Raw genomic sequence first — 21,426 nt, 5'->3', positions numbered from 1 at the left:
ATCAGCGCGAGTCGGGCTGGGTCAGTACCCCACTTCGTCGCCCGGCACGCCCGACCTCGCGGCCTCCGACCGAACGTCGATCGTACGGTCCGGCCGAGACGACCGCGGAGGGTCATCCGAGCGCTACGGCGCGAACCGGCCGTTCTCGTCTCCCGTCCCCGCGCGGTCCGACAGTGAGCTGTCCGCATGTCGGCGATCGCGGCCGTCACAGCTGCGGCTGTCACAGAACGGCGGTCTGTCCGGTCACTCATCCAAGAGGTGCAAATCGCCCTTCTTGCCACATATCGCCATCCGTCCGCAGCCAGCCGAGGACAGTGCCCGATGACCATGACCCTTCCCGCCGCAGTGACCCTCGGTAAGCAGTTGAACACATCCGACATGCCTGATGTGGCGATCGCGCTGCTCGACGAGCAGGGGACGGTAGTCGCATGGACACAGACCGCTGAACAGTTCGTCGGGCATGCCGCCGGGGACGTGGTGGGCCGGTCCGCCGCACTCGTGGTGCCGTGTTTCGAGGACGCGGAGTCGACGTCGGCGTTCGTAGAGCGGTGCCGTGCCCAATACGGCTGGTCGGGCGCCTCGGCCCTGCGCCACCGGGACGGACATGTGCTCAACGTCGGCCTGCGGTTCACGATGCTGCGCGGGCAGGACGGAACCATACGGTGGCTCGCGTCCGTCACCGATGCCGTCGCGGTGTCCGTGGACGCGACGGGCGGATCGGTACGGGGCTCGCAACTCGCCCGCGCACCGATCGCCGTCGCCATTCGCGACCGGCAGCTGCGGTGCACGTTCGCGAACGACGTGATGGAGAGCCACGACGGCGTTTCCCTGGGACGTCGGCTCGGAAGTCGACTGACCGACGCGCTGTCCGGCGCCAAGGCCGAAGTGCTCGAGGCGATGATGCGGCAGGTGCTGCGGAGCGGTACCACCAAGGTCCACGAGTACCGGACGTGGCTGCCGACCAGCCTGGGCCGGGAGCACCCGTTCGCCGCCTCGTGCCACTGCCTCCTGGGCGCCGACGGCGAGGCGCTGGGAGTGTGCGTCATCAGCGTCGACGTCACGGAGAGCCGGCGGATGCTCGAACGTCTCGCCGCCCTCGGCGAGGCCAGTACCCGACTTGGCAGCACCCTGGACGTGATGCAGGCGAGCCAGGAACTCGCCGACGTCGCCGTGCCCCTGCTCGCCGACTACGTCGCCGTGGACCTGGAGCAGTCGGTCTCGTTCGGCGAGGGGACCCCGGTCCGCTCGGGTCCGGTGGGCGAGCACCGCCCCGTGTTCCGGCGGGCCGGTCTGGCCTCGATCCACCAAGGGATCCCGGAATCCCCCTGGGTACGCGGTGAGCCGGTCGACGTGCCGGACAGTGCGCCCGTCGTCGATGTCCTGCGCACCGGCAGGTCCCACCTGGAACCGGTCCTGGACACGTCTCCGGGGACGTGGTTCGAGCAGGCCCCTGAGCTGGCGGAGAGGATCCGCAGGCAGGGCGCCCACTCGCTCATGATCGTACCCATCCGGACCCGGCGCGCCCTGCTGGGCATGGCGCTGTTCATCCGCACCGAGGATCCCATGCCGTTCCAGGAGAGCGATCTGCTCCTGGCCGAAGAGCTCGTCAGCCGCGCCGCGCAGTCATTGGACAACGCCCGCCAGTACGCCCGCGAGCACACCGCGGCGCTCGCGCTCCAGCGCAACCTGCTTCCGCCCCGCCTGACGGGCGGCACGGCGGTCGACGCTGCCGCACGCTACCTGCCCGCCGACATGGACCACGGTGTCGGCGGCGACTGGTTCGACGTGATCCCGCTGTCCGGCGCCCGGGTGGCCCTCGTCGTCGGCGACGTCGTCGGCCACGGCCTGCACGCCGCCGCGACCATGGGCCGACTCCGCACCGCCGTGCACACGCTCGCCGACATGGATCTTCCCCCCGACGAGCTGCTGGGCCGCCTCGACGACACGGTCCAGCGCCTGGGCGAGGAGCACGCCGACACCCCGGAGGGCCCCGCGGTGGTCGGCGCCACCTGCGTGTACGCCGTCTACGACCCAGCCACCCGCCGGTGCACGATGGCCCGGGCCGGGCACCCGCCGCCCGCCATCGTCGACCCCCAGGGCCGGGTCACCTTCCCCGACCTGCCCACCGGAACCCCGCTGGGCATCGGACTGGGTGAGACCTTCGAGTCCGTGGAATTCGAACTGCCCGAGGGAAGCCTCCTCGCCTTCTACACCGACGGCCTCATCGAGACCCGCGACCACGACATCGACGAGGGAATGCACCGCCTGGCGGCCTCCCTCGACGAACCCGGGCGTTCCCTGGAAGACCTCTGCGACCGTGCCATACAGCCGCTGTCAGGTCTTGGGACCTGCGACGACGTCACCCTGCTCCTGGTGCGTACCCGCTCTCTCGGCGCCGGTCAGATCGCCTCCTGGACACTGCCCAGCGATGAAACCACCGTCCGTCATGCCCGGAACCTGGCGGCCGTGCAGCTGAACGAATGGGGCCTTGACCGACTCGAGGACTCCACCAAACTGATCGTCAGCGAACTGGTCACCAACGCCGTCCGCCACGGCACCGGCCCCATCAGCCTGCGGCTGAAGCGACACCAGGTCCTGACCTGCGAGGTGTCCGACACCGACGCCTGCGCCCCGCGACCGCGCCGCGCACGCACCGTCGACGAGAACGGCCGCGGCCTCTCCCTGGTCGCCCAGATGTCCCGCCGATGGGGTACACGCGCGGGGTCGGTCGGCAAGGTCGTCTGGGCCGAACAAGACCTCCCCGCCGCCGCGTGAGACGGCCCACCCCGGCAGCACGCTTCTCGTGTCGCCCTTCCGGGGCCTCGAAGGCCGGCGGAGAGGCCCCCTCGGCGACTGGCTCCGGACAGCCGCATGCCTCCCGTGGGGAGCCGGGAGGCGCGGCGGGCCCTGCCCGTTCGCAGCGTGCGGGCAGGGCCCAGCAGCGAGATCTCCGTCCGGGGGGCGGGGAGATCCCGTACGCACACCATGCATCACAAACCAGCCACCGGGATAGATCGCGGCCGAAACTGATGGCATGGGTCTCTGTGCATGCCGGTAGCGCTGACGCGCCCATGAAGATCGGCATGCGGATTCCTCGGCCTCCCCCGGCCCGGAACCGCTGGCCGCGGCCGCGACACACGTAGGGCCCGGATCCAGATGGATCCGGGCCCTACGTCATCCAGTAGCGGGGACAGGATTTGAACCTGCGACCTCTGGGTTATGAGCCCAGCGAGCTACCGAGCTGCTCCACCCCGCGGCGATGAACACCACTGTACGCCATGGCGAAGGGCATCGATGACCACGCCGCGATGCGGAGTGATCCCTGGCCGAGAGAGCCCTGTCCGTCGCGCGCCGGGCCAGAGAAGGCGGGGGCCGGGGAAGCGGGGGCCGGGGGAGTGCATCTGCGACGAGGGTCCTCGGGCCACCTATGGGCCGACGACCCGGAGGCCGCCGAGGCCGCGGACCGGCGGATCGACACTCTCACCGAGTGGATCGAGATCGCCGCGGCCTGATCCCCAACCGCCGCGCTGTGACTGCCGGTTCGAGAGCGCGAGGTTAGGATGCGCTGCTGTGGATGAGGCGAACGTCATGCGGGCAGGGGTGGTCCTGACTCATGGCCGCACTCGTGTGTGGGTCGAGCAGGGTGTGCTGCGGTGGAGGCACGGGCGTACGACCGTCACCGTGCCGGGATCGCAGATCCGTCAGGTCACGGTCGAGGGGCGGTCGCTGACCGTGAGCCTCTTCGAAGAGGACCGGGTCGGCGAGGCCTTGACGATCGCGCATCGCCATACGGCGGTAGTTGCCGCACTAGGCGCCGAGATCGAGGCGATCGTGCGCGACGCGGGGACCGTCGGCGACCGTCAGCCGATCCGGCGTGAGTCGGTGCGCGTAGGGCCGCTACGGGTCCTGGCGGGTCTACGTGACCGGGTGCGAGGTGGGAGCCCCTGGTGGCGGCGTGCTCTGTGGTACGTCCTGCTGGGTCTCCCCCTGGTCGTGTTGCTGCCGGTGGAGCCCCGCCTGCTCGGTCCCGTCGCCTGGCTGCTGCTGCCGCCGGGCATCGCTTTGATGCGCCTGTGTGCGGGCATGGCCGAGCTGGACACGCGTTGGGTGTTGTGGCGGCGAGGCATCACGGTCCAGGCGCGGTTCGAGTCCGACCCGTACAGCGAGGCCACCAGCGCCTACATCGTCCACTTTCGGACGCTGGAAGGCCGGAAGATCACGGCTCGCGGACAAGTGCGGGGCCGCCGGGACGAGATCCGCTACGACCCGCAGGACCCTTCGCGCGTCCTGGCGCCAACCCGCGTCGCCTGGCTGGGGATCGCCGTCGCCGCATTCCTCGCGACCGGTGTGTGGGGTGTCGTACTCGGCATCCCGGCGCTCTTGTGGCTGATCAGCCTGCCGGCATCGCTGTTCTAGCGAGCTCGGCCCAGCCGCCCTGGCGTTGGCGCCAGAGGTCCCCGCGCGGATCGCTGCCGGGTGGACGGCGCCGGGCCCACGTGCGTCTCGTGTACGCGGGCCCAGGCCGAAGTCGGGTTCCGAGGTGGCGGCCGGTCAGCAGGAGGCGGGCGGGATGCTCTGTTCGTACTGGAAGACGTTACGGGGGTCGTATTTCTGCTTGATCTTGCGGAGTCGGTCGTAGTTGTTCTCCCAGTAGGCGGTTTCCCAGTCCTGCATACCGATGTTGGGGACGTTGACGTAGGCGCCGTTGACGTAGGGGCGCAGCGCCTGGCTGAACTCGGCGATCCAGGCCTGGGCCTGAGGGGTGAGCTCGTCGCCGCTGCCGGGCTCTCCGCGCTTTCCCCAGCCGGCGCCGGGTTCGGAGTAGAAGAGCGCGTCGCGGTGGGGGAAGGAGGTTCCGCCGCGGGGGCTCTTGCGTACGGCTCCGCCGAAGGCCTGGGTGAAGAAGTTGCTGTCGTCGGTCGGGGCGTCCCTCATGAAGGCGCCGATGACGTCGATCGCCTTCTTCGGGAACGGCTTGTCGGTGAACTGGGAGAAGAACTTCCAGTTCGCGGGCTCGTCCGCGGTCGGGATCTGGAATCCCGCGTAGACGTCGCCCCAGTTGCCGACCTGCACCGTGACCTCGGGCCGGCCGATCGACAGGAGCGGCTCCAGCAGCCTTTCCGCTTCTGTGGGTGTGCCTTCGGCGAGGACGGCGAAGAGCAGGATCTGGCCTCGGTGTACCTCGAGTTGGGTTCCGAGGCGGTTGTCGGCCTGCGGTGCGGTGTGCTGCCAGGTGTCGAAGACCCGCTGGAGGTCTTCCAGGCCCTCCCAGGTGGCCTGGAGGTAGGCGACGGACTTGAGGGGGGCCACCTTGTAGGTGAGGGAGGTGACGATCCCGAAGTTGCCGTTGCCCGCTCCACGCAAGGCCCACAGGAGGTCGGAGTTGTGGTTGAGGTCCGCTTTGAGGACCTTGGCGCAGTCGGCGCCGTCCGCGACGACCACCTCGGCGCCGATGAGGCTGTCGCAGGCCATGCCGAGGTAGCGGGTGAGGAAGCCGAAGCCGCCGCCGAGCGTCGCGCCGGCCAGGCCGACGGTGCCTTCTGTTCCGGTGGTCACCGCGAGGTTCTTCCTCGCCAGCGTGGTGACCGCTTCCAACTGGTTCAGTCCGGCGCCGACGGTGGCGATGCGGGCAGCGGTGTCGATGTGGACGGACTTCAGCTCGCTGACGTCGATCACGAGGCCGTTGTCGACGTTGGACCAGCCCTCGAGGCTGTGGCCGCCGCTGCGCACGCGCAGGGCGACGTTGTGCTGTCGCGCCCAGGTGAGGGCGTTCACGACGTCCTGGGTGTTCTGGACGTAGACGATGACCAACGGGTAGTGGACGAAGAGTTCGTCCCAACCGAGGCTGGCTTCGGCGTAGTCGGGGTCGTTGGGCCGGACGATGCGGCCGGTCAGTTTCGCCGGTTTGCACCGCGCGCTCTCGACTGCTTCGGCCGCGGCGGGATCGGCCGGGACCTCTGCGGCTACGGCTGCGGCTGCGGTGCCTGGGACGACAACCGCGCCGGCGCCGGCGGCCGCCGTCACCTTGAGGACATTGCGACGGGACGTTTCGTGCATGGTGGTCCGTATCCTCGTGTTCGATCCTCTGTCAACAATCTTTTGGCGCCCGCACATTAACAAGATTGATCACGGAAGAGGCTTTGGACGCGCCCATCGCGGACGATGTCGAAACGTGTGTAGATGCTACTTTCGATACGGGTCGGAATAAGGATCGTCAGTCATTCCTGTATTCCTCACGTGAATTACTCGACTTCATATGTGTCGGGTATTCATTGGTCGCGGTCGGGGGTCGGCTTCACGCTTTGGCGTCGATCTCGGCGATCAGGGCCTCGATACGGGTCTTGATCTCGTCGCGGATCGGGCGGACGGCTTCGACGCCCTTGCCCGCGGGGTCTTCGAGGTCCCAGTCGAGGTAGGTCTTGCCGGGGAAGACGGGGCAGGCGTCGCCGCAGCCCATGGTGATGACGTAGTCGGATGCCTGCACGGCTTCGGTGGTGAGGATCTTCGGCTTGGCGCCGGTGATGTCGACGCCGGCTTCCTTCATGGCCTCGACGGCGGCGGGGTTGACCTGCTCTCCCGGGATGGACCCGGCGGAGCGGACCTCGATCCGGTCGCCCGCGAGGTCGTTCAGGAATCCGGCGGCCATCTGCGAGCGTCCGGCGTTGTGGACGCAGACGAACAGCACGGAGGCGAGCGCAGCAGACATCGGATCTTCCTTCGTCAGGGGGTGAGTTCGGTGATGCGGGCGTCGATCTCGGCGCCGGGGTGGGTGGCGGCCGAGGAGACGGTGACCTGCCCGCCGGTGCGTTGTCGCAGGGGTGCGGCAACAGGGGGCGAAGTCGCGGTCATGGGAACCCCATTCGGGGCGTGGGTTCCCGCCGGTGCGGGGATGCGACTGCCGGATCCAAGGATCACTCCAGGCTGGTATCAGTCTGGAGTGATGTGAGAGTATCAGTCCATGATGACGTCAGTCGACACTGATCTGATGAGGGTTCTCGCGGATCCGCTCCGACTCCAGATCGTCACCCTGCTCGCGCGGGAGACGCTCTGCAGCACGCACCTGATCGAGGAGACGGGAGCCAGGCAGACCAACCTCTCCAACCATCTGAAGGTGCTGCGTGAGGCGGGAGTCGTGGACACGGAGCCATGCGGCCGGTTCACCTACTACCGGCTCCGACCCGAGGTCATCGGCTCGCTCGCAGGTCAGTTCGCCGACCTCGCGGAGACGGCTCGTGTCACGGCCGAGAACAACGTCAAGCGGTCCTGCCCCTGATCCCCGTCGCCTCGACGCGACCGCACCAAGGAGCCCTGTTGACCGCGATCCACGATGCCGGTGCGGGTCCCGCGACCCCTGCCGCAATATCCGCAATATCCGCGATACCCGCCACCGAGGCCGACCCCCGGGCCACCCCGCCCCGTTCCCCGCTCGCCGCCCGGGCCGCCGCCGAGTTCGTCGGGACCGCGGCGCTGGTCGCGATCGTGGTCGGCTCCGGCATCCAGGCCACCCAGCTGACGAAAGACGTCGGCCTGCAACTCCTGGCCAACTCCACCGCCACCGTCTTCGGTCTCGGTGTCCTGATCACGTTGCTCGGCCCGGTCTCCGGCGCGCACTTCAACCCGGTCGTCACCCTGGCCGAATGGTGGACGGCCCGCCGCGGCGGCGCCGGAGTCACCCTGCGCGAGACGGCCGTCTACGTTCCGGCCCAGACCATCGGCGCGATCGCGGGCGCGATCCTGGCCGACGCGATGTTCGGGAAGCCGCTGGTGACTTGGTCCACGCACGACCGCTCGGCGGGGCACCTGTTGCTCGGTGAGGTCGTCGCGACGGCCGGACTCGTCCTGCTCATCTTCGGGCTGGCCCGCACCGACCGGCTGCGCTTCGCGCCCGTCGCGGTCGCCTCCTACATCGGCGCCGCCTACTGGTTCACGTCGTCGACGTCCTTCGCCAACCCCGCGGTGACGATCGGCCGCGCCTTCACCGACTCCTTCGCGGGCATCGCGCCGGGCTCGGTGCCCGCGTTCGTCGGCGTGCAGCTCGTCGGCGCGGTGCTGGGGCTGGCACTGGTGGCGCTCGTCTTCATGCCGGGCCGCGGCGACGCGGGCCAGGCCGCCGGGTGACGCCGACCACCCGGGTCGTCGTGATCGGCGGCGGCCAGGCAGGGCTCGCCGCCGGCTACCACCTGCGGCGTCGGCAGCTGGACTTCACGATCCTGGACGCCGGCCCGGCGCCGGGTGGCGCCTGGCAGCACCTGTGGGACTTCCTGCACCTGTTCTCCCCGGCTGCCTTCTCCTCGCTCCCGGGCGGCTGATGCCGACCCGGCCCGGCGAGACGTACCCGGACGCCTCCCATGTGGTGGACCACCTCACCGACTACGAGAAGCGCTACGACCTGCCCGTGCAGCACGGCACCCGTGTTCGCGCCGTGACGTGGGCGACGCGGCGTCCGTCCCGCTTCCTCGCCGACGACAGCGACGGCCGCGTCCTGTTCGACGTCGCCACCGCCCGCCGCCGGGCTCTCGATGCCGGCCGCGGCGACAGTGGCGGTGTCGCGCCGCTCGGCGACATCGTCGCCGTCCCACCCGTCCGCGCCGCCCGCGACGCAGGACTCCTTACCGCGAAGCCGATGTTCACCCGGTTGACCGCCACCGGCGTCCAGTGGGCCGACGGCGGCTGCGCTCGCGCGGACGCGGTCGTCTGGTGCGCCGGCTCCCGGGCCGCCCTGGGCCACCTCGCCCCGCTGGCGATGCGCCGCGGCGCGGTCACATCACGACCATTGGCACGCGAGCCGTCGCGGAGTCGCGCCTGCACCTACGCGGCTACGGCGACTGGACCGGGCCCGCCTCCGCCACCCTCATCGGCGTGGGCCGCGCCGCACGTGACGCCGCCCAAGACATCGCGCGGCTGCTGAGCGGCTGACATCGCCCGCCGGGCGTCAGGGCCGGGTGAGGATCGTGCGGCTGCCGCCGGCCGAGCGGGCGTCCGGGTCGGGCACCACGGCGCGATGGGCCGGCGTACGCAGGACCGAGAGACGCATGTGTTCACCGTACGAGCCGGACCTTCCGGTGCGCTGGAAGGTCTACGGTCGGCCTTGTGAGGATCACTGTGCTGACCGTCCCCGACTGCCCCCACACGCCGCTCGTCCGCGAGCGCGTCGCCGCGGCGCTCGCGGGCCGGCCCGCGGAGGTCGAACTGGTCGAGGTGCACGCGGAAGCCGAGGCCCGCCAGTGGGGAATGACCGGCTCGCCGACCATCCTCGTGGACGGCGTCGACCACTTCGCCGTACCCGGAACTCCGGCGAGCCTGTCCTGCCGCCTGTACCGGGACGGGGACGGCCGGCCGGACGGCGCGCCGAGCGTCGAGGCCCTGCGGCAGGCGATCGCCGGCACCGACGCGTAGACGCTGATGCCCCTACGGCGAGACACCTACGGACACTCCTGGCCCGCCGGTGCCACGCGCACGGTCAGCCCGCGATCTTCAACAGCTGCCCCATCGCGGCCACCATCGACGGCTCCACCCGGTAGTACACCCAGGTGCCGCGCCGCTCGGAGGTGAGCAGGCCGGCCTCCTTGAGCTTCTTCAGGTGGTGGGAGACCGTCGGCTGGGAGACGCCGACATCGGAGATGTCGCACACGCACGCCTCGCCGCCCTCGTGCGAGGCGACCAGCGAGAACAGCCGCAGACGCACGGGATCGCCGAGCGCCTTGAACATCGCGGCGGTCCGCACGGCCTCGTCGGCCGTCAGCGCGCGCTCGGTGAGCGGCGGGCAGCACGGCGGCACGCCCTGGCTGTCGGCGAGCTCTAGGAGCGGCGGTAGCGCCTTCGTGTTCGGCATATGTCTATGTTGACACACGTCGAATCAGGCGGGAGGGCCCTTGTCGCGCCAACGGCGGGAGGGGGCTCGCTCCCACTGTTGGGCCTTCTGGATCGATGTATGTCTATGTTGACGCTCATCGATACAGCTGCCATGCTTGCCGTGCAAGTCATCGACAGATGTCGAAACAAGCGAGGAGCCGCCGTGAACGCGCCCACCCTCACCGACCTGCCCGTCGTCGTGATCGGGGCTGGTCCCACCGGTCTGGCGGCCGCCGCCCACCTCACCGATCGCGGCATCGCGGCGCTGGTCCTCGAAGCCGGGGCAGCCGCGGGTGCCGCGGTACGCGAGTGGTCGCACGTGCGCCTGTTCTCCACCTGGGGTGAGCTCGTCGACCCGATCGCGGAGAAGCTCCTGGCGCCGACCGGCTGGACGCGGCCTGACCTGGCCACCTGCCCCACCGGCGGCGAGTGGGCCGGCCTCTACCTGCAGCCGCTCGCCGACGTCCTCGGCGATCGCGTCCGTCTCGGTGCGACGGTCACCGGCGTCTCACGCAGCGGCCGGGACCGGATCGTGGATGCCGACCGGGCGCAGCAGCCGTTCGCCGTGCACGTCATCCACGCCGGCGGGCGTGACGAGCGGATCCACGCCCGCGCCGTCATCGACGCCTCCGGTACCTGGGCCACGCCCGGTCCGGCCGGCGCCGATGGTCTGCCCGCCCTCGGCGAGCGCGCCGCCGCGGACCGCGTCACCTACCGCGTCCCGGACTTCAAGAACCCGGCTGTCCGTGCCCGGTACGCGGGCAGGCGCACCGCCGTCATCGGCTCCGGTGCGTCCGCCTTCACCGCCCTCGCCCACCTCGCCGATCTCGCCAGGTCCGACGACGGCAACGGTACGAAGGCGGTGTGGATCCTGCGCCGTGGCATCTCCGGCTCCACCTTCGGCGGCGGTACCGCCGACGAACTGCCCGCCCGTGGTGCTCTCGGCCTCGCCGCGAAGGCCGCGGTCGTCGACGGCCACGCGGACGCGGTCACCGGTTTTCGCACCGAAGCGATCGAGCGCACGGTCGACGGCCGCCTGGTCCTCGTCGGGGAGGGCGGCCGCAGGCTTGACGCGGTCGACGAGGTGATCGTGCTGACCGGTTTCCGCCCCGACCTCACCTTCCTCGACGAGCTCCGCCTCCGCCTCGACGAACGCCTCCAGGCGCCGGTCGCCCTCGCGCCGCTCATCGACCCCAACCAGCACTCGTGCGGCACGGTGTACCCCCACGGCCACCGCGAGCTGTCCCACCCCGAACAGGACGTCTTCCTCGTCGGGATGAAGTCCTACGGCCGTGCCCCGACCTTCCTCGCCCTGACCGGCTACGAGCAGGTCCGCTCCGTCACCGCCGTGATCGCCGGGGACCTCGACGCGGCCGACCGGGTCGAACTCACCCTGCCCGAGACCGGTGTCTGTGGCGGCGCCGGCCTGTTCGACGATTCCGCTGCTGCCGACTCCGTCCGGAGCGGGGGCGGCGGTGACGGCGGTGGCTGCTGCGCGGAACCGGCTACCCTCCAGATCAGCACCGGTGTCCCGTCCTCATCCGGGGGCTGCTGACCCGTACGGCCCCTGTCGCCCGCCCTGCCCGTTCCGCACCCCACCCTGGCGGCACATCCGTCGGCGTCATCACGCCGGGCCAAGTACGTCGTCGGCACTACGCGGTTCGGTTCGCGGCTGCTGGTTGTACCGGTGGCGTGCGAGGGAGGATCGCCGGTAGACCTCCTTGCGGGCCCGCATGATGTTGCCCAGGGGAGCGTGCTCGGCCGTCACCCGCCAGGGGGTGAAGGACAGCGCGTCCATCTTCTCCAGATTCTCCGGGCCGGAGATGTCCTGCCTCGGCAGCCGCAGCCTGGCAACGGTGAGCGACGGCGAGAGCCGCTCCGGCCACTCCACGGTGGTGTCCTCCACCGGCATCCGCTCCAGGTCGGCGCAGAGCTGGACCTGGATGTCGAAGGCGTACGGCCGTTCCAGCAGTTCGGCTTGCAGGGCCGGCCGGAAGACCTCGGCGCCCGAGGCCGGGTCGATGGCGCGCCGGACCACCGCCGCGGCACAGCGCGGGTCGGGGGTGAAACGCACCTTGGCGATGTAGTCCCCGTGCCGGACGGCGCCCATGGTCCAGTAGGTCGACAGCAGCAGGTTCGCCGGAGGGGTCTTCGCCAGGCGCAGGAAGGCCAGGAACTCGTCCCACGCCCAGTCGTCCTGGTCGAGCGTCCCCTTTCCGGTCACGAAATCGGTGAAGAAGCGATGCGCGCCCGGACGGCCCTGGGAGAAGTAGGCCGACGCGTTGAGGAACAGGTCCTGGATGAAGAGGTAGTGCTCGACCGTGTTGCAGAAGAAGACCGGTCCGTTGATGTTGGCGTAGTCGAAGGTGCCTGTGTCGGGTTCGTCTTCGAGCAGGGTCTGGCCCGGGATGCCGAAGATCTTCAGTGCCAGTCCGGTGGCGGCGCCCAGTCGCGCGTCGGCTCCGGCATGCGGTGAGCCGTTGGAGAAGCGGATGAGCGCGTCATGGACTCCCGGGGTCGCGTAGATCCCCTGGGCGTATGCGGGAGGAAGTCCGTCGAGGATCTCCACTTCCCCTCGGACCAGCCCGTAGCCCTTGGCGTGAGCGTCGCGAAGGGCCCGGCCGGTGCCGCCGGCCTCGACCGACTCCGCGATGTAGTTCTCGGTCTTCTCGATCACCGTACGCAGGCTGCGGTCGAAGTCCGGGTCGGCGTCCTCGACGTCCGGCGTGTAGCGGACGAACTGTGCTGCCATGACGTCGACCTCTCCTCGGAGAGCGTGCTCGGACCTCGGGGTGGGACCGTCGTCAGTCCTCCAGCGCGGCGAGCCAGTGCAGGGCGCGCAGACCTGGCAGGAAGCAGTACTCGCCGCCGCGGGTGACCACGAAGCTGGGCAGGTTCCGCAGGCGACGCCGCACCGGCTTCTCCGGGATGGTGACGCTGCCGGTTCCGCCGTGATGCCCGGCCACCGGGTCCTTCTCGCCGGGGTATCCGATGAAGTTGCCGTCGTTGACCCACTCGGCCTTGATGAACTCGAACTGCCGCTCCAGGTGCGCGCCGATGAAGACACCGACCAGGCCCCGGTCGGCGCCGTCGTCCTCCAGCACGCCCTCGGGCAGCGGCGGCCCGTAGGTGGTGCCGCGGCGGATGAGGCGGTGCATCCGCGCGTCGCCGATGATGGTGGCGTCGCGGGGGTTTGCGCGCCGGATGTGCGCGCCGGCGGGGCAGCGGAATCCGCGGTCGTCGTTCTCCCGGTACAGGAAGTCGTTGACGCGGTGCGGGTCGGCCGCCAGGTCAGGATCGTCGTGCTCCGGCGCCAGCGCCAGGGGTGCGCCGCTGGGCCAGCGCCCGACCATCTTGGCCGCCAGCAGTGCCTCCTCCTGGGCGCTGGAGCTGTTCGCGCGCAGGTACCGGCGCCAGGCCGCGACATCGGTGTGGATCTTGCGTACGGCCACGTAGGTCCCGTTGCGTCCCAGCGCGTCGGGGCGGGGCATGGGCGGCAGGACGCCGGTCTCGTCGGGGTAGCCGAGGATGAACTCGCCCGCCTTGATGGGGGCTTCGTGCGGGTTGGAGCCAGGCAGTCCGACGCCCTCGATGTTCGGATGGCTGATGCCGTCGCGGAAGCCGAAGGTGGTGCGCCCGGTCGGGAGCTGGTGGACCTCCTGCTGCCAGATCACCTGGACACCGGGTGTCCCCTCGTAGGCGGCCCGGGCGCGTTCCAGTTTCTCGTCCAGTTGTGCGGCATCGGAGGAGAGGGCGCTCAGCGCGATGTGCACGCTGTCTGTTCCGAACGGTGCCTCCCAGTGGGCCGGGGCGCTCGCGCCCACGTCGCCGATCCGCTCCGCCCGCGCGGCCATGCCCTCACGAAACGCCTGCGGAAAGCTGTCCAGCGACTCCTGGGGCACGCCCAGGGCCCGCAGCCCCGGATAGGTGAACGCGACAGCGACCCAGGCGTCCTGGCTCCGGTCGGCGCTCGGCAGACCACCCGAGGTCACCGGCAGCAGCCGCCGCAGCAGGGCGCGCCCGGCGTGACGGTCGTCGACGCGCAGGAAGACGAACTGTCCCTCGTACGGCACCGGCCTCGGGCGCAGGGCGCCGCTCTGGACGTCGTCGATCTCGACGCTGGCGCCGACCGCGCCGCTGTCCACTGTGTTCATGGTCGCTCGTGCCTCCACATCGGTCTCCGCCCGGACGGCTACGCGCTGGCCGACGCGCATCGGCCGACGCGGTCCGCGGCGGATGGTGGTGGGCCCCGGGGTCGGTCCGGCTCCGGGTGTCAGGCGGAGGCTTCCTCCAGCAGTCTCTGGAAGGCGGGCGTGGCCACCAACTCCGCGTTGGCCGGATCCTCCAGCGCCGTCCGGAACTCGTCGGTGTCCAGCACCTCCTGGAACGCGTCATCCACGCGGTGGTCCTTGTAGATCTGCTGGACGGTCAGGTCGGGGTAGGCGCTGACGAAGACTCCGGCGGGCGCCTGGTGGGCGACGAACCAGTCCTTCACGCCGGGATCGGTGACGCCGGGGAACCCCTCGCTGTGCGAGAAGACCTTGTCGAAGCGGGCACCGACCACCGTCTTGGCGAAGTCGTCGATGTAGGTGTCCCAGGAGCCGTCGAAGACGCTGGCGAACATGAACCGGGTGTCATTGTCGAAGATCACGTGTCGCGCGTCATGCAGGGTGCCGATCTGCCGCACCGCGGCATGCACCTTCTCGTCACCCGACGCGTCGGCGAGCGTGGCGAGATCCTCACGCAGCGCGTCCGCGTGGCCCGGCTTGATCTTGGTGAAGACGGTGAACTCACTGCATACCCCGTCCGACCTGCCCGGGCGCTCGGGCTGAGCTGACGGGGTCGCACCTGTCGTCGCGGTCATCGTGAGATTCTCCTGCCACGGATCGGAGCGAGGGTCGCCAAGCGTCCGGGCATGGGGCGCCATCGCCCTCACACATCAATCCTCACCGCGGACGCACCGCCTCGCATCCCGGGTCCGGCCATGGGTCCGGGCCATGGGTCCGGGGCATGGGTCCGGTCAGTGGTCACCTGAGGCGCAGAGCCCAGGCAAAAGCCGGCACTGAGGGGTCCGGCCTCGTCCCTCGCGACCGGGGAAGTTCCCGAGGACAGATCCGGCCGGGCGCAGGAAAATGGAAACGGTGGGACGTGCCGATGGTGGATCGCCACCCTGACCCCACACGGAGGCAGCCATGGGCGCAGTCCTCGGTGATGTGCTGGGCTTCGCGGCCGGTGTCGCGGTCAGCCCGCTGCCGATCATCGCCATCATCCTGATCCTCGCCACGCCTCGGGGACGTCTCAACGGAGTCCTGTTCACGGTCGGTTGGATCCTGGGACTCTCCGCGCTGGGCGCGGTGATGCTGGCGATCGCCTCCCCCGCGGGGGCCTCCGCGGACAAACACCCTGCCACCTGGGTGGGCGCCCTCAAGCTCGCGCTCGGTGTGCTTCTGGTCGTCTTCGGCATCCGGCAATGGCACCGGCGCCCGAGAGATCCCTCGCAGGCCCAGCTGCCGAAGTGGATGAGCGCGCTGGACCGCCTGACACCGGTCAAGGTCTTCGGGCTGGGACTGGCCCTGGCCGCGCTCAACGCCAAGAACGCCCCGCTGACCATCGCGGCGGGCGCCGCCATCGGTTCGGCGGGGCTGCCGCTCGGGCAGCAGATCGGATCACTGGCGGTTTTCGTCGTGATCGCCACCCTCGGCCTGCTGGCCCCCCTGGGCGTCTTCCTGCTCGGGGGACGGCGAGCGAAGTCCACGCTCGGCAACTGGAAGGACTGGGCCGCGCGGCACAACGTGGCCGTGATGGCGGTCCTGTTCTTCGTCCTCGGGCTGAAACTGCTCGGCGACGGCATCTCCATCCTGAGCTCCTGAGCTCCTGAGCTCCTGAGCTCCTGACGTCCTGAGCTCCTGAGACGCGAGAAGCCGTCACGTTTCCGAGGGCGCCACAGCCTGACCGCTCAGCCCCCGGTCCGACGCAACCACGCCTCTTCCTCGCCCGGTTCGGGCAGCACATGACCACCCTCCACAGCTGAGGCGGCGGGGCCGTCCTGGAGCACCACCATGGTCCGGCCCTCGTCGACGCCCGCGACCCGGGCGATCGCCGAGGACAGCTCCGTGGCCAGCCGCGTCGCCTCCTCCTGGGGATGGCCCCGTCGCACCCAGCCGGTGAGGATCAGCGGTGTCGCCGGCTGCCCGCCCGCGAAGACACTGTCCGCGGGCAGCTCGGCGAAGACCACGTTGACGTAGGCCGGTGGCACGTGGTTCACGGCCACGTGGATCCGGGTGATCTCGGCCGCCAGCAGGGCCTTCGACTCGCTGGTCAGGGTTCCCCGGGCCGCGGTGCAGGTGTAGACAGGCATCGGCTCCTCGATTCTCCGGAACATCGCGGCTCACGGACGTCCCGGGCCGCCCCGTTCGGTCGTGGCGTTCGGTCGTGGCGTTCGCCGGAACCCCTTGCTAGAAGCCTCTGCGAACGCCGCCGTCGACCGGCAGCATCACTCCCGTCACATACGACGCGGCGGGGGACAGCAGGAGGGCGGCGCTCCGCCCGAACTCGTCCGGGGTTCCGTAGCGGCGCAGGGGTACGTCGGCGGTCGCACGCGCGCGGGCGGCGTCGGTGTCTCCACTGCCGCCGTAGAGTTCGCGCACCCGGTCGGTCTCGATGTGGGCGGGCACGAGGCCGACGACGCGGATGCCCTTGGGGCCCAGTTCGTTCGCGAGACTCTTGGCGTAGCCGGCGAGGCCCGGCCGGAGGGCGTTGGAAATCGCGAGGTCGGGGATCGGCTCGTACACGGAGGTGGAAAGGACGAAGCCGATGACACCGCCTTCGCCCAGCTCCGCCGCGACGGCCCGGGACAGCCGCACCGCACCGAGGAAGACCGACTCGAAGGCGGCGCGCCACTGGTCGTCGTCGATGGTGTCCGACGTTCCCTTCGGCGGCCCGCCGACGCTGATGAGCACCCCGTCCAGCCGCTGGAAGGCCTGACGGGCCACCGCGATCAGCAGATCCGGCGTCCCGGGATCGGCGTTGTCGGCCACGACACCGACGGCCGCCTCCGGACCGCCGAGCTCCTCCTGAGCCTCGGCCACCGCCTTCTCGCGGCGGCCGCTGACCACCACTCTCGCGCCGTCCGCCACCAGCTCGCGTGCGGTGGCTCTGCCCAGCCCACGGGTGCCACCGGTGACGATGTACACCCGGTCCTTCAGACCGAGGTCCATGGCTGCTCTCCCCTCTCCGGTCCTGAGGGCCGGATGGCTGGACCGCCGGATGGCTGGACGGCGGATGGCTGCAACGCCGGATGTCTGCACCGTCGTTGGGGCTGCACCGCCGTATGGCTACAGCATCGCCTTCTGCGGTTGCGTGGGCACCACGATGACCGTGGTGGTGCCGGCTGCCAGGGCCGCCTTGAACTCCCGCTCCAGGTCCTGCGTGCTCTCCACGTCGACCGCGCGGCAGCCGAAGCCACGGGCCAGGGAAGCGATGTCCAGTCCGGGCAGGTCGAGCCCGGGAACACCGGGGGTCTCCTCCAGTACCGCGAACGACTTCAGGATGGAGTACTCGTGGTTGCGCATGACCACGTACACGATCGGGAGGTCGTGCTGCGCCGCCGTCCAGATGGCCTGCACGGAGTACTGGAACGAGCCGTCGCCGATCAGGCCGATCACCGGACGTCGAACACCTCGGTCCCGGTCGCCGAGCGCGACGCCCACCGCGGCGGGGGTGCCCCAGCCGATCCCGCCGCTGGCCGTGGCGAAGAACGAGCCGGTCCGGGTGGTGGGCAGCCACTCGAACTGCTGGGCCATCGTGGAGGTCGATTCGTTGACGATCACCGCGTCGGGTGGCCGGATCTCGCTGAGGGTGGCGTAGACCTCGGGCGGGGTGAGCGGGGTGTTCGGCTCCCGCGGCAGCTCGTGGGGCCGCGCCATGGGCTCCGGAGCGGTTCGCGTCGATCCCTCCGTGACCAGGTCCAGGAGCAGCTCGATCGCCGTCGCGGGGTCGCCCAGGAGGCTGTCGCCGACACGTGCGGCCGAGGCGACCGCCGGATTGCCGGTGATGTGCAGGAGCTCGGTGCCGTCGGGGAGGTAGTCGCCCGGCACGTAGGGGTAGTAGCGGAACACCTCGGCGCCGATCACGACCACCAGGTCGTGCCCGGTCAGTCGGTCGCTGATGGTCTTCACCGACATTCCCAGCGGGCCGCGGAACAGGGGATGGTCCTCGGGGAAGGAGGCCCGGTCCAGCAGCGGGGCGCCGTAGACGGCGGCGCGCAGCTTCTCCGCCAGGGAGACGGCCGCGTCCCACCCGCCGCCGCGGTCGACCTCGGGCCCGAAGACCAGTGCGGGCCGGCTGCTGGCGGAGATGCGGTCGGCGAAGGCGCGCAGCCGTTCGGTGCCGGGTGCGACGCGGTCGCTCACTGTCCGCAGCCGGGTGAAGCCGGACAGGGGCTGCTTCCAGTCACCCATGGGAATCGACAGGTAGACCGGGCCTGTCGGCGGTTGCAGGGCCTCCGCGTAGGCGCGCATGAAGGCTTCGGGGACGTCTTCGGCGCGGGCCGGCTCATAGGACCACTTCACCCACGGTTTCGGCAGTGTGATGGCCTCGCGGTTGCCGAGATACGGCTCCCCGATCAGCAGGTCCCGGTGCTGCTGTCCGGAGGTGATGATCAGTGGTGTGTTTCCGTGGTAGGCCGCGACCAGGTTGCCCACGGCGTTCCCCAGCCCGGCCGAGGAGTGCACGTTGACCAGTGCGGGGCGGCCGGTCACCTGGGCGAACGTGTCGGCCATCGCGACGACCGAGGCCTCCTGCAAGGCCAGGACGTAGGTGAAGTCCTCGGGAAAGTCCTGGAGGAAGGGCTGTTCGGTGGAGCCGGGATTGCCGAAGACCGTGGTGAGTCTCAGCTCCCGCAGCAGGTCGTAGGTCACGCTACGGACCGTGGAGTGCTCAGTCATGGTGCCCATCTACTTTCCTGCCGCGGGCTGAGTCTCGGGCTCAACGGGGACTGCCGTAGGGGTGCGCGCTGCTCGGGCAGGCTTCGAAAGCCGTCCCGGGCGTTCGCGAGAACACCGGAATCGGCGCGCCCGTTTGATTCTGCTCGTACAGAAGGTGCCCGTCGCGATGTGTGGTCCGTTCGGTGGCAGGCCCGGTACGGGGGGAAGGGCCCGCGGGCTGCCGCCCCGGCCGGGGTTCACGCCTCACGCTGCTTCAGCCATCACTGTTCCTGGTTCCTGGCAGCCGGCGGTCCCGCTTCGCCAGGCTCGTGCGCCCGGTCGTGCCGATGGGCCCGGCCGCCGTCAGGCGTGCCGGGCCCATCGGTCAGGGTCAGGCCGTACGGCGGCGCAGGACGCGGAGAGCGCCGAGGAGCAGCAGCGTCGCCAGCGCGAGCACCAGTGCGCAGGAGGCGATCTGGTAGGGCCAGTAGTCGCCGTGGTCCAGGGAGTTGAGCAGGAAGGAGTCCTGCGGCAGCAGGTCGTAGAACTGCAGGCCGAGTACGCCGCCGGAGTGGTAGCCCGAGACCTTGGAGATGAGCGGGATGTCGATCAGCAGTACCGCGCGGGAGCGGACCAGCAGGGCGACGAGCAGCCAGGTGAGGGCGGGCGCGGCGATCAGGGTCGGCCAGGTGCGGCGGAACACGGTGGCGGTGGCGGCGCCGGCCGCGACGCCGAGCAGGACGTAGGCGACGGTGACCGGGCCGATGGTGAAGTAGGCGTTCTGGCGCTCGGCGCCGTAGGTGAGCAGGTCGAGACGGTAGGCGTGGTCGGCGCTGATCCGGTACAGGGCCACCGGCACGACGACCGGCACGGAGACGAGCACGGCCAGCGTCGCCCAGCGGACGGTGAACCACCGTCGAGGCGAGACCGATTGGGACAGGGCGAGAGTGACGCGCCCGGTTTCCCACTCGCGGGCGGTCAGCACGCCGGTGATCAGGGCCGCGAGAAGGGCCGGCTGGAAGACGAGGCGGGCTCCGTCGGAGACGAGTCTCGCCGTCATGTTGTGGGCGTCGTCGGCGTAGCGCCCGAAGTGGTAGTCCTTGCTGCCGACGCGGTCGCGCAGGGCGATGGCGTCGGCCCAGCCGTCGTAGTGGTGCAGGATCTGGGCGCCGACGCCCAGTGCCAGCAGCAGGACAGCGAGCGCCACGAGGCGGTACTGCCGTAGGGCGAGCCGCAGCAGCGGTCCGCGGGGGCCGGGCCGTGAGGTCTTGGGTCCGGATATGACGGCGGTGGCGCTCATGCGGCGGATTCCTTGAGGTGGGACGGAGCGGAGAGGGTGAGACCGGGGGGCGCCGGCGCGGTGAGGTGGGCGAGGACCAGCTCCTCCAGCGCGGGGGGCCGTACCTCCCAGTCGGTGGGCAGCGGTCCGGCGGGGCGGATCAGGGCGCTGGTGCCCCGGCCGGCCGGGCGGGATTCGACGACGAGGTGACCGGTGAGCCGGTCGGCGTCACCGGGCAGGGCGACCACGGCGTGGGAGGCGGTGAGCTCCTCGATGCCGCCGCACAGCCGCATGCCGCCCTTGTCGAGCAGCAGCAGGTGGTCGCAGACGTCGGTCAGCTCGGAGATGACGTGCGAGGACATGACGACGGTGGCGCCGGTGTCGGCGACATGCGCCATGAGCAGGCCCATCAGCTCCTGACGGGCGAGGACGTCGAGGTCGGCCATCGGTTCGTCGAGCAGGAGCAGGTCGGCGCGCTTGCCGAGGGCGAGGGCCAGGGCGATCCTGGTGCGTTGGCCGCCGGAGAGGTCCCCGACGCGTTCGTCCTCGCGAAAGCGTGACGGGTCGGCGACCCGCTCCGCCATGTCCGCGTCCCAGTTGCCGTCGTTGAGCCGGGCGCCGATGCGCAGGGTCTCGGCGACGGTGAACCGGCTGAACAACGGGCGGTCCTGGGAGAGGTAGGCGACGCGGGGATGCCCGGCGTGTGGCGGCCCGCCGAGGACCTCGACCGTCCCCGAGGTGGGCCGACGCAGGCCGGCCGCCAGGTCGAGCAGGGTGGACTTGCCCGCGCCGTTCGGCCCGACGAGGGCGCAGACGGCTCCTGCCGGGACCGAGAAGGTGCAGCCGTCGAGTACGTTCGGACCCCTGCGCCGGTGCCTCTTGCTCACGCCTTCGGCGGCGAGCGCCGCGTCAGGACTGCTGGTGGGGTACGGCATGGGATTCCTTCGAGGGGTAGAGGTCTTCGAGTACGTCGGTGAAGAGCGCGGCGAGGTCGTCCCGCTCCAGGCCCGCCGCGCGGGCCCGCGCGGCCACCTCGGCGAGTTCGGCCCGCCAGGGCGAGTCGGCGGAGGCGGTGCCGAGCGTGCCGGTCACGAACGTTCCGTGACGGCGCCGGGTCTCGACCAGGCCCTGGGCTTCGAGCTCGCGGTACGCCTTGAGCACGGTGTTGGGGTTGAGGGCGGTGGCCTCCACCACGGCGCGGGCGGTGGGCAGCCGGTCGCCCGGCTCCAGCAGGCCGAGCCGCAGGGACTGCTGTACCTGCTGGATGATCTGCACGTAGGCGGGGACGCCGCTGTGCCGGTCGATCCGGAAGGCGAACGCCACGGCCGCACCTCCATGCCTTCAATGAATCAATGAACTAGCTGAATGATG

20 protein-coding genes, 1 tRNA gene and 1 pseudogene are annotated in these 21,426 nt (G+C 70.5%); 8 read left to right on the top strand and 14 right to left on the bottom strand.

What is annotated here, in order from left to right:
- Positions 1-321 precede the first annotated feature (321 nt).
- The gene (locus ACWCQK_RS32035) at positions 322-2,775 is read left to right on the top strand and encodes a SpoIIE family protein phosphatase (RefSeq protein WP_451160970.1); all 2,454 of its coding nucleotides are present in this window, start codon (positions 322-324) and stop codon (positions 2,773-2,775) included.
- 407 nt (positions 2,776-3,182) lie between these two features.
- Here the strand turns inward: ACWCQK_RS32035 and ACWCQK_RS32030 are convergent.
- Positions 3,183-3,256: transfer RNA gene (locus tag ACWCQK_RS32030), tRNA-Met, on the bottom strand.
- Positions 3,257-3,681: 425 nt separating this feature from the next.
- On the opposite strand from ACWCQK_RS32030, the gene ACWCQK_RS32025 reads away from it, so the two are divergent.
- The gene (locus ACWCQK_RS32025) at positions 3,682-4,416 is read left to right on the top strand and encodes a hypothetical protein (protein ID WP_451160969.1); all 735 of its coding nucleotides are present in this window, start codon (positions 3,682-3,684) and stop codon (positions 4,414-4,416) included.
- A gap of 135 nt (positions 4,417-4,551) precedes the next feature.
- Here ACWCQK_RS32025 and ACWCQK_RS32020 read toward each other — a convergent pair whose 3' ends face one another.
- The 3 genes from ACWCQK_RS32020 to ACWCQK_RS32010 all read right to left on the bottom strand — a co-directional run bounded on the left by ACWCQK_RS32020 (position 4,552) and on the right by ACWCQK_RS32010 (position 6,849).
- The gene (locus ACWCQK_RS32020; protein WP_451160967.1) at positions 4,552-6,057 is read right to left on the bottom strand and encodes an FAD-binding oxidoreductase; all 1,506 of its coding nucleotides are present in this window, start codon (positions 6,055-6,057) and stop codon (positions 4,552-4,554) included.
- A 238-nt stretch (positions 6,058-6,295) separates the two neighbouring features.
- Positions 6,296-6,706 (bottom strand): arsenate reductase ArsC, encoded by a 411-nt coding sequence (locus ACWCQK_RS32015; RefSeq protein WP_451160966.1) that lies wholly within the window; start codon positions 6,704-6,706, stop codon positions 6,296-6,298.
- A 14-nt stretch (positions 6,707-6,720) separates the two neighbouring features.
- Positions 6,721-6,849: a hypothetical protein gene (locus ACWCQK_RS32010; RefSeq protein WP_451160965.1), complete on the bottom strand. Its 129-nt coding sequence runs from the start codon at positions 6,847-6,849 to the stop codon at positions 6,721-6,723.
- A gap of 109 nt (positions 6,850-6,958) precedes the next feature.
- Between ACWCQK_RS32010 and ACWCQK_RS32005 the strand changes: the two genes are divergently transcribed.
- The 4 genes and pseudogenes from ACWCQK_RS32005 to ACWCQK_RS31990 all read left to right on the top strand — a co-directional run bounded on the left by ACWCQK_RS32005 (position 6,959) and on the right by ACWCQK_RS31990 (position 9,396).
- Positions 6,959-7,273 (top strand): ArsR/SmtB family transcription factor, encoded by a 315-nt coding sequence (locus ACWCQK_RS32005; RefSeq protein WP_451160963.1) that lies wholly within the window; start codon positions 6,959-6,961, stop codon positions 7,271-7,273.
- Between the two features lie 47 nt (positions 7,274-7,320).
- Positions 7,321-8,118, top strand: a complete 798-nt coding sequence (locus ACWCQK_RS32000; protein ID WP_451161036.1) for an aquaporin — start codon at positions 7,321-7,323, stop codon at positions 8,116-8,118.
- Positions 8,115-8,916, top strand: a pseudogene (locus tag ACWCQK_RS31995) (FAD-dependent oxidoreductase). The gene ACWCQK_RS32000 and the pseudogene ACWCQK_RS31995 overlap by 4 nt, the downstream one beginning before the upstream one ends.
- A gap of 174 nt (positions 8,917-9,090) precedes the next feature.
- On the top strand, positions 9,091-9,396 hold the full coding sequence (locus ACWCQK_RS31990) for a hypothetical protein (protein ID WP_451160961.1): 306 nt from the start codon (positions 9,091-9,093) through the stop codon (positions 9,394-9,396).
- Between the two features lie 64 nt (positions 9,397-9,460).
- Here ACWCQK_RS31990 and ACWCQK_RS31985 read toward each other — a convergent pair whose 3' ends face one another.
- Complete coding sequence (locus ACWCQK_RS31985; protein WP_451160959.1) at positions 9,461-9,832, bottom strand: ArsR/SmtB family transcription factor; 372 nt, start codon at positions 9,830-9,832, stop codon at positions 9,461-9,463.
- A gap of 183 nt (positions 9,833-10,015) precedes the next feature.
- On the opposite strand from ACWCQK_RS31985, the gene ACWCQK_RS31980 reads away from it, so the two are divergent.
- Positions 10,016-11,407 (top strand): NAD(P)-binding domain-containing protein, encoded by a 1,392-nt coding sequence (locus ACWCQK_RS31980; RefSeq protein ID WP_451160957.1) that lies wholly within the window; start codon positions 10,016-10,018, stop codon positions 11,405-11,407.
- A gap of 69 nt (positions 11,408-11,476) precedes the next feature.
- Here ACWCQK_RS31980 and ACWCQK_RS31975 read toward each other — a convergent pair whose 3' ends face one another.
- The 3 genes from ACWCQK_RS31975 to ACWCQK_RS31965 form a co-directional block, all read right to left on the bottom strand.
- Positions 11,477-12,604 (bottom strand): catalase family protein, encoded by a 1,128-nt coding sequence (locus tag ACWCQK_RS31975; RefSeq protein ID WP_451160955.1) that lies wholly within the window; start codon positions 12,602-12,604, stop codon positions 11,477-11,479.
- 52 nt (positions 12,605-12,656) lie between these two features.
- Positions 12,657-14,006 (bottom strand): Dyp-type peroxidase, encoded by a 1,350-nt coding sequence (locus tag ACWCQK_RS31970; RefSeq protein ID WP_451160953.1) that lies wholly within the window; start codon positions 14,004-14,006, stop codon positions 12,657-12,659.
- A 119-nt stretch (positions 14,007-14,125) separates the two neighbouring features.
- Positions 14,126-14,716 carry a hypothetical protein gene (locus tag ACWCQK_RS31965; RefSeq protein WP_451160951.1) on the bottom strand — a complete coding sequence of 197 codons (591 nt, stop codon included), beginning with the start codon at positions 14,714-14,716 and terminating at the stop codon, positions 14,126-14,128.
- Positions 14,717-15,044: 328 nt separating this feature from the next.
- Between ACWCQK_RS31965 and ACWCQK_RS31960 the strand changes: the two genes are divergently transcribed.
- On the top strand, positions 15,045-15,722 hold the full coding sequence (locus ACWCQK_RS31960) for a GAP family protein (RefSeq protein ID WP_451160949.1): 678 nt from the start codon (positions 15,045-15,047) through the stop codon (positions 15,720-15,722).
- Between the two features lie 86 nt (positions 15,723-15,808).
- On the opposite strand, the gene ACWCQK_RS31955 is transcribed toward ACWCQK_RS31960, so the two are convergent.
- The 6 genes from ACWCQK_RS31955 to ACWCQK_RS31930 form a co-directional block, all read right to left on the bottom strand.
- Complete coding sequence (locus ACWCQK_RS31955) at positions 15,809-16,210, bottom strand: tautomerase family protein (RefSeq protein ID WP_451160947.1); 402 nt, start codon at positions 16,208-16,210, stop codon at positions 15,809-15,811.
- A 97-nt stretch (positions 16,211-16,307) separates the two neighbouring features.
- Complete coding sequence (locus ACWCQK_RS31950) at positions 16,308-17,069, bottom strand: SDR family oxidoreductase (RefSeq protein ID WP_451160945.1); 762 nt, start codon at positions 17,067-17,069, stop codon at positions 16,308-16,310.
- Positions 17,070-17,186: 117 nt separating this feature from the next.
- Positions 17,187-18,806, bottom strand: coding sequence for a benzoylformate decarboxylase (gene mdlC, locus ACWCQK_RS31945; RefSeq protein WP_451160943.1), 1,620 nt, complete (start codon positions 18,804-18,806; stop codon positions 17,187-17,189).
- A 361-nt stretch (positions 18,807-19,167) separates the two neighbouring features.
- Positions 19,168-20,076 (bottom strand): hypothetical protein, encoded by a 909-nt coding sequence (locus ACWCQK_RS31940; RefSeq protein ID WP_451160941.1) that lies wholly within the window; start codon positions 20,074-20,076, stop codon positions 19,168-19,170.
- The gene (locus tag ACWCQK_RS31935) at positions 20,073-20,990 is read right to left on the bottom strand and encodes an ABC transporter ATP-binding protein (protein ID WP_451160939.1); all 918 of its coding nucleotides are present in this window, start codon (positions 20,988-20,990) and stop codon (positions 20,073-20,075) included. Before ACWCQK_RS31935 ends, ACWCQK_RS31940 begins: the two co-directional genes overlap by 4 nt.
- Entirely contained in the window at positions 20,965-21,378 is a 414-nt protein-coding gene (locus ACWCQK_RS31930; RefSeq protein ID WP_451160937.1) for a GntR family transcriptional regulator, read from the bottom strand. The genes ACWCQK_RS31935 and ACWCQK_RS31930 overlap by 26 nt, the downstream gene beginning before the upstream one ends.
- Between the last annotated feature and the right edge of the window lie 48 nt (positions 21,379-21,426).

It is taken from the genome of Streptomyces sp. NPDC002306, from assembly GCF_053593435.1.
The sequence above is the reverse complement of the archived record's forward strand: the minus strand, read 5'-3'. Positions and strand labels throughout refer to the sequence as shown.

Coding starts and splice junctions, on each gene's coding strand:
- ACWCQK_RS32035 (WP_451160970.1), top strand. CDS start 322: ATGACCATGACCCTTCCCGCCGCAGTGACCCTCGGTAAGCAGTTGAAC.
- ACWCQK_RS32020 (WP_451160967.1), bottom strand. CDS start 6,057: ATGCACGAAACGTCCCGTCGCAATGTCCTCAAGGTGACGGCGGCCGCC.
- ACWCQK_RS32015 (WP_451160966.1), bottom strand. CDS start 6,706: ATGTCTGCTGCGCTCGCCTCCGTGCTGTTCGTCTGCGTCCACAACGCC.
- ACWCQK_RS32010 (WP_451160965.1), bottom strand. CDS start 6,849: ATGACCGCGACTTCGCCCCCTGTTGCCGCACCCCTGCGACAACGCACC.
- ACWCQK_RS32005 (WP_451160963.1), top strand. CDS start 6,959: ATGATGACGTCAGTCGACACTGATCTGATGAGGGTTCTCGCGGATCCG.
- ACWCQK_RS31985 (WP_451160959.1), bottom strand. CDS start 9,832: ATGCCGAACACGAAGGCGCTACCGCCGCTCCTAGAGCTCGCCGACAGC.
- ACWCQK_RS31975 (WP_451160955.1), bottom strand. CDS start 12,604: ATGGCAGCACAGTTCGTCCGCTACACGCCGGACGTCGAGGACGCCGAC.
- ACWCQK_RS31970 (WP_451160953.1), bottom strand. CDS start 14,006: ATGAACACAGTGGACAGCGGCGCGGTCGGCGCCAGCGTCGAGATCGAC.
- ACWCQK_RS31965 (WP_451160951.1), bottom strand. CDS start 14,716: ATGACCGCGACGACAGGTGCGACCCCGTCAGCTCAGCCCGAGCGCCCG.
- ACWCQK_RS31960 (WP_451160949.1), top strand. CDS start 15,045: ATGGGCGCAGTCCTCGGTGATGTGCTGGGCTTCGCGGCCGGTGTCGCG.
- ACWCQK_RS31955 (WP_451160947.1), bottom strand. CDS start 16,210: ATGCCTGTCTACACCTGCACCGCGGCCCGGGGAACCCTGACCAGCGAG.
- ACWCQK_RS31950 (WP_451160945.1), bottom strand. CDS start 17,069: ATGGACCTCGGTCTGAAGGACCGGGTGTACATCGTCACCGGTGGCACC.
- mdlC (WP_451160943.1), bottom strand. CDS start 18,806: ATGGGCACCATGACTGAGCACTCCACGGTCCGTAGCGTGACCTACGAC.
- ACWCQK_RS31940 (WP_451160941.1), bottom strand. CDS start 20,076: ATGAGCGCCACCGCCGTCATATCCGGACCCAAGACCTCACGGCCCGGC.
- ACWCQK_RS31935 (WP_451160939.1), bottom strand. CDS start 20,990: ATGCCGTACCCCACCAGCAGTCCTGACGCGGCGCTCGCCGCCGAAGGC.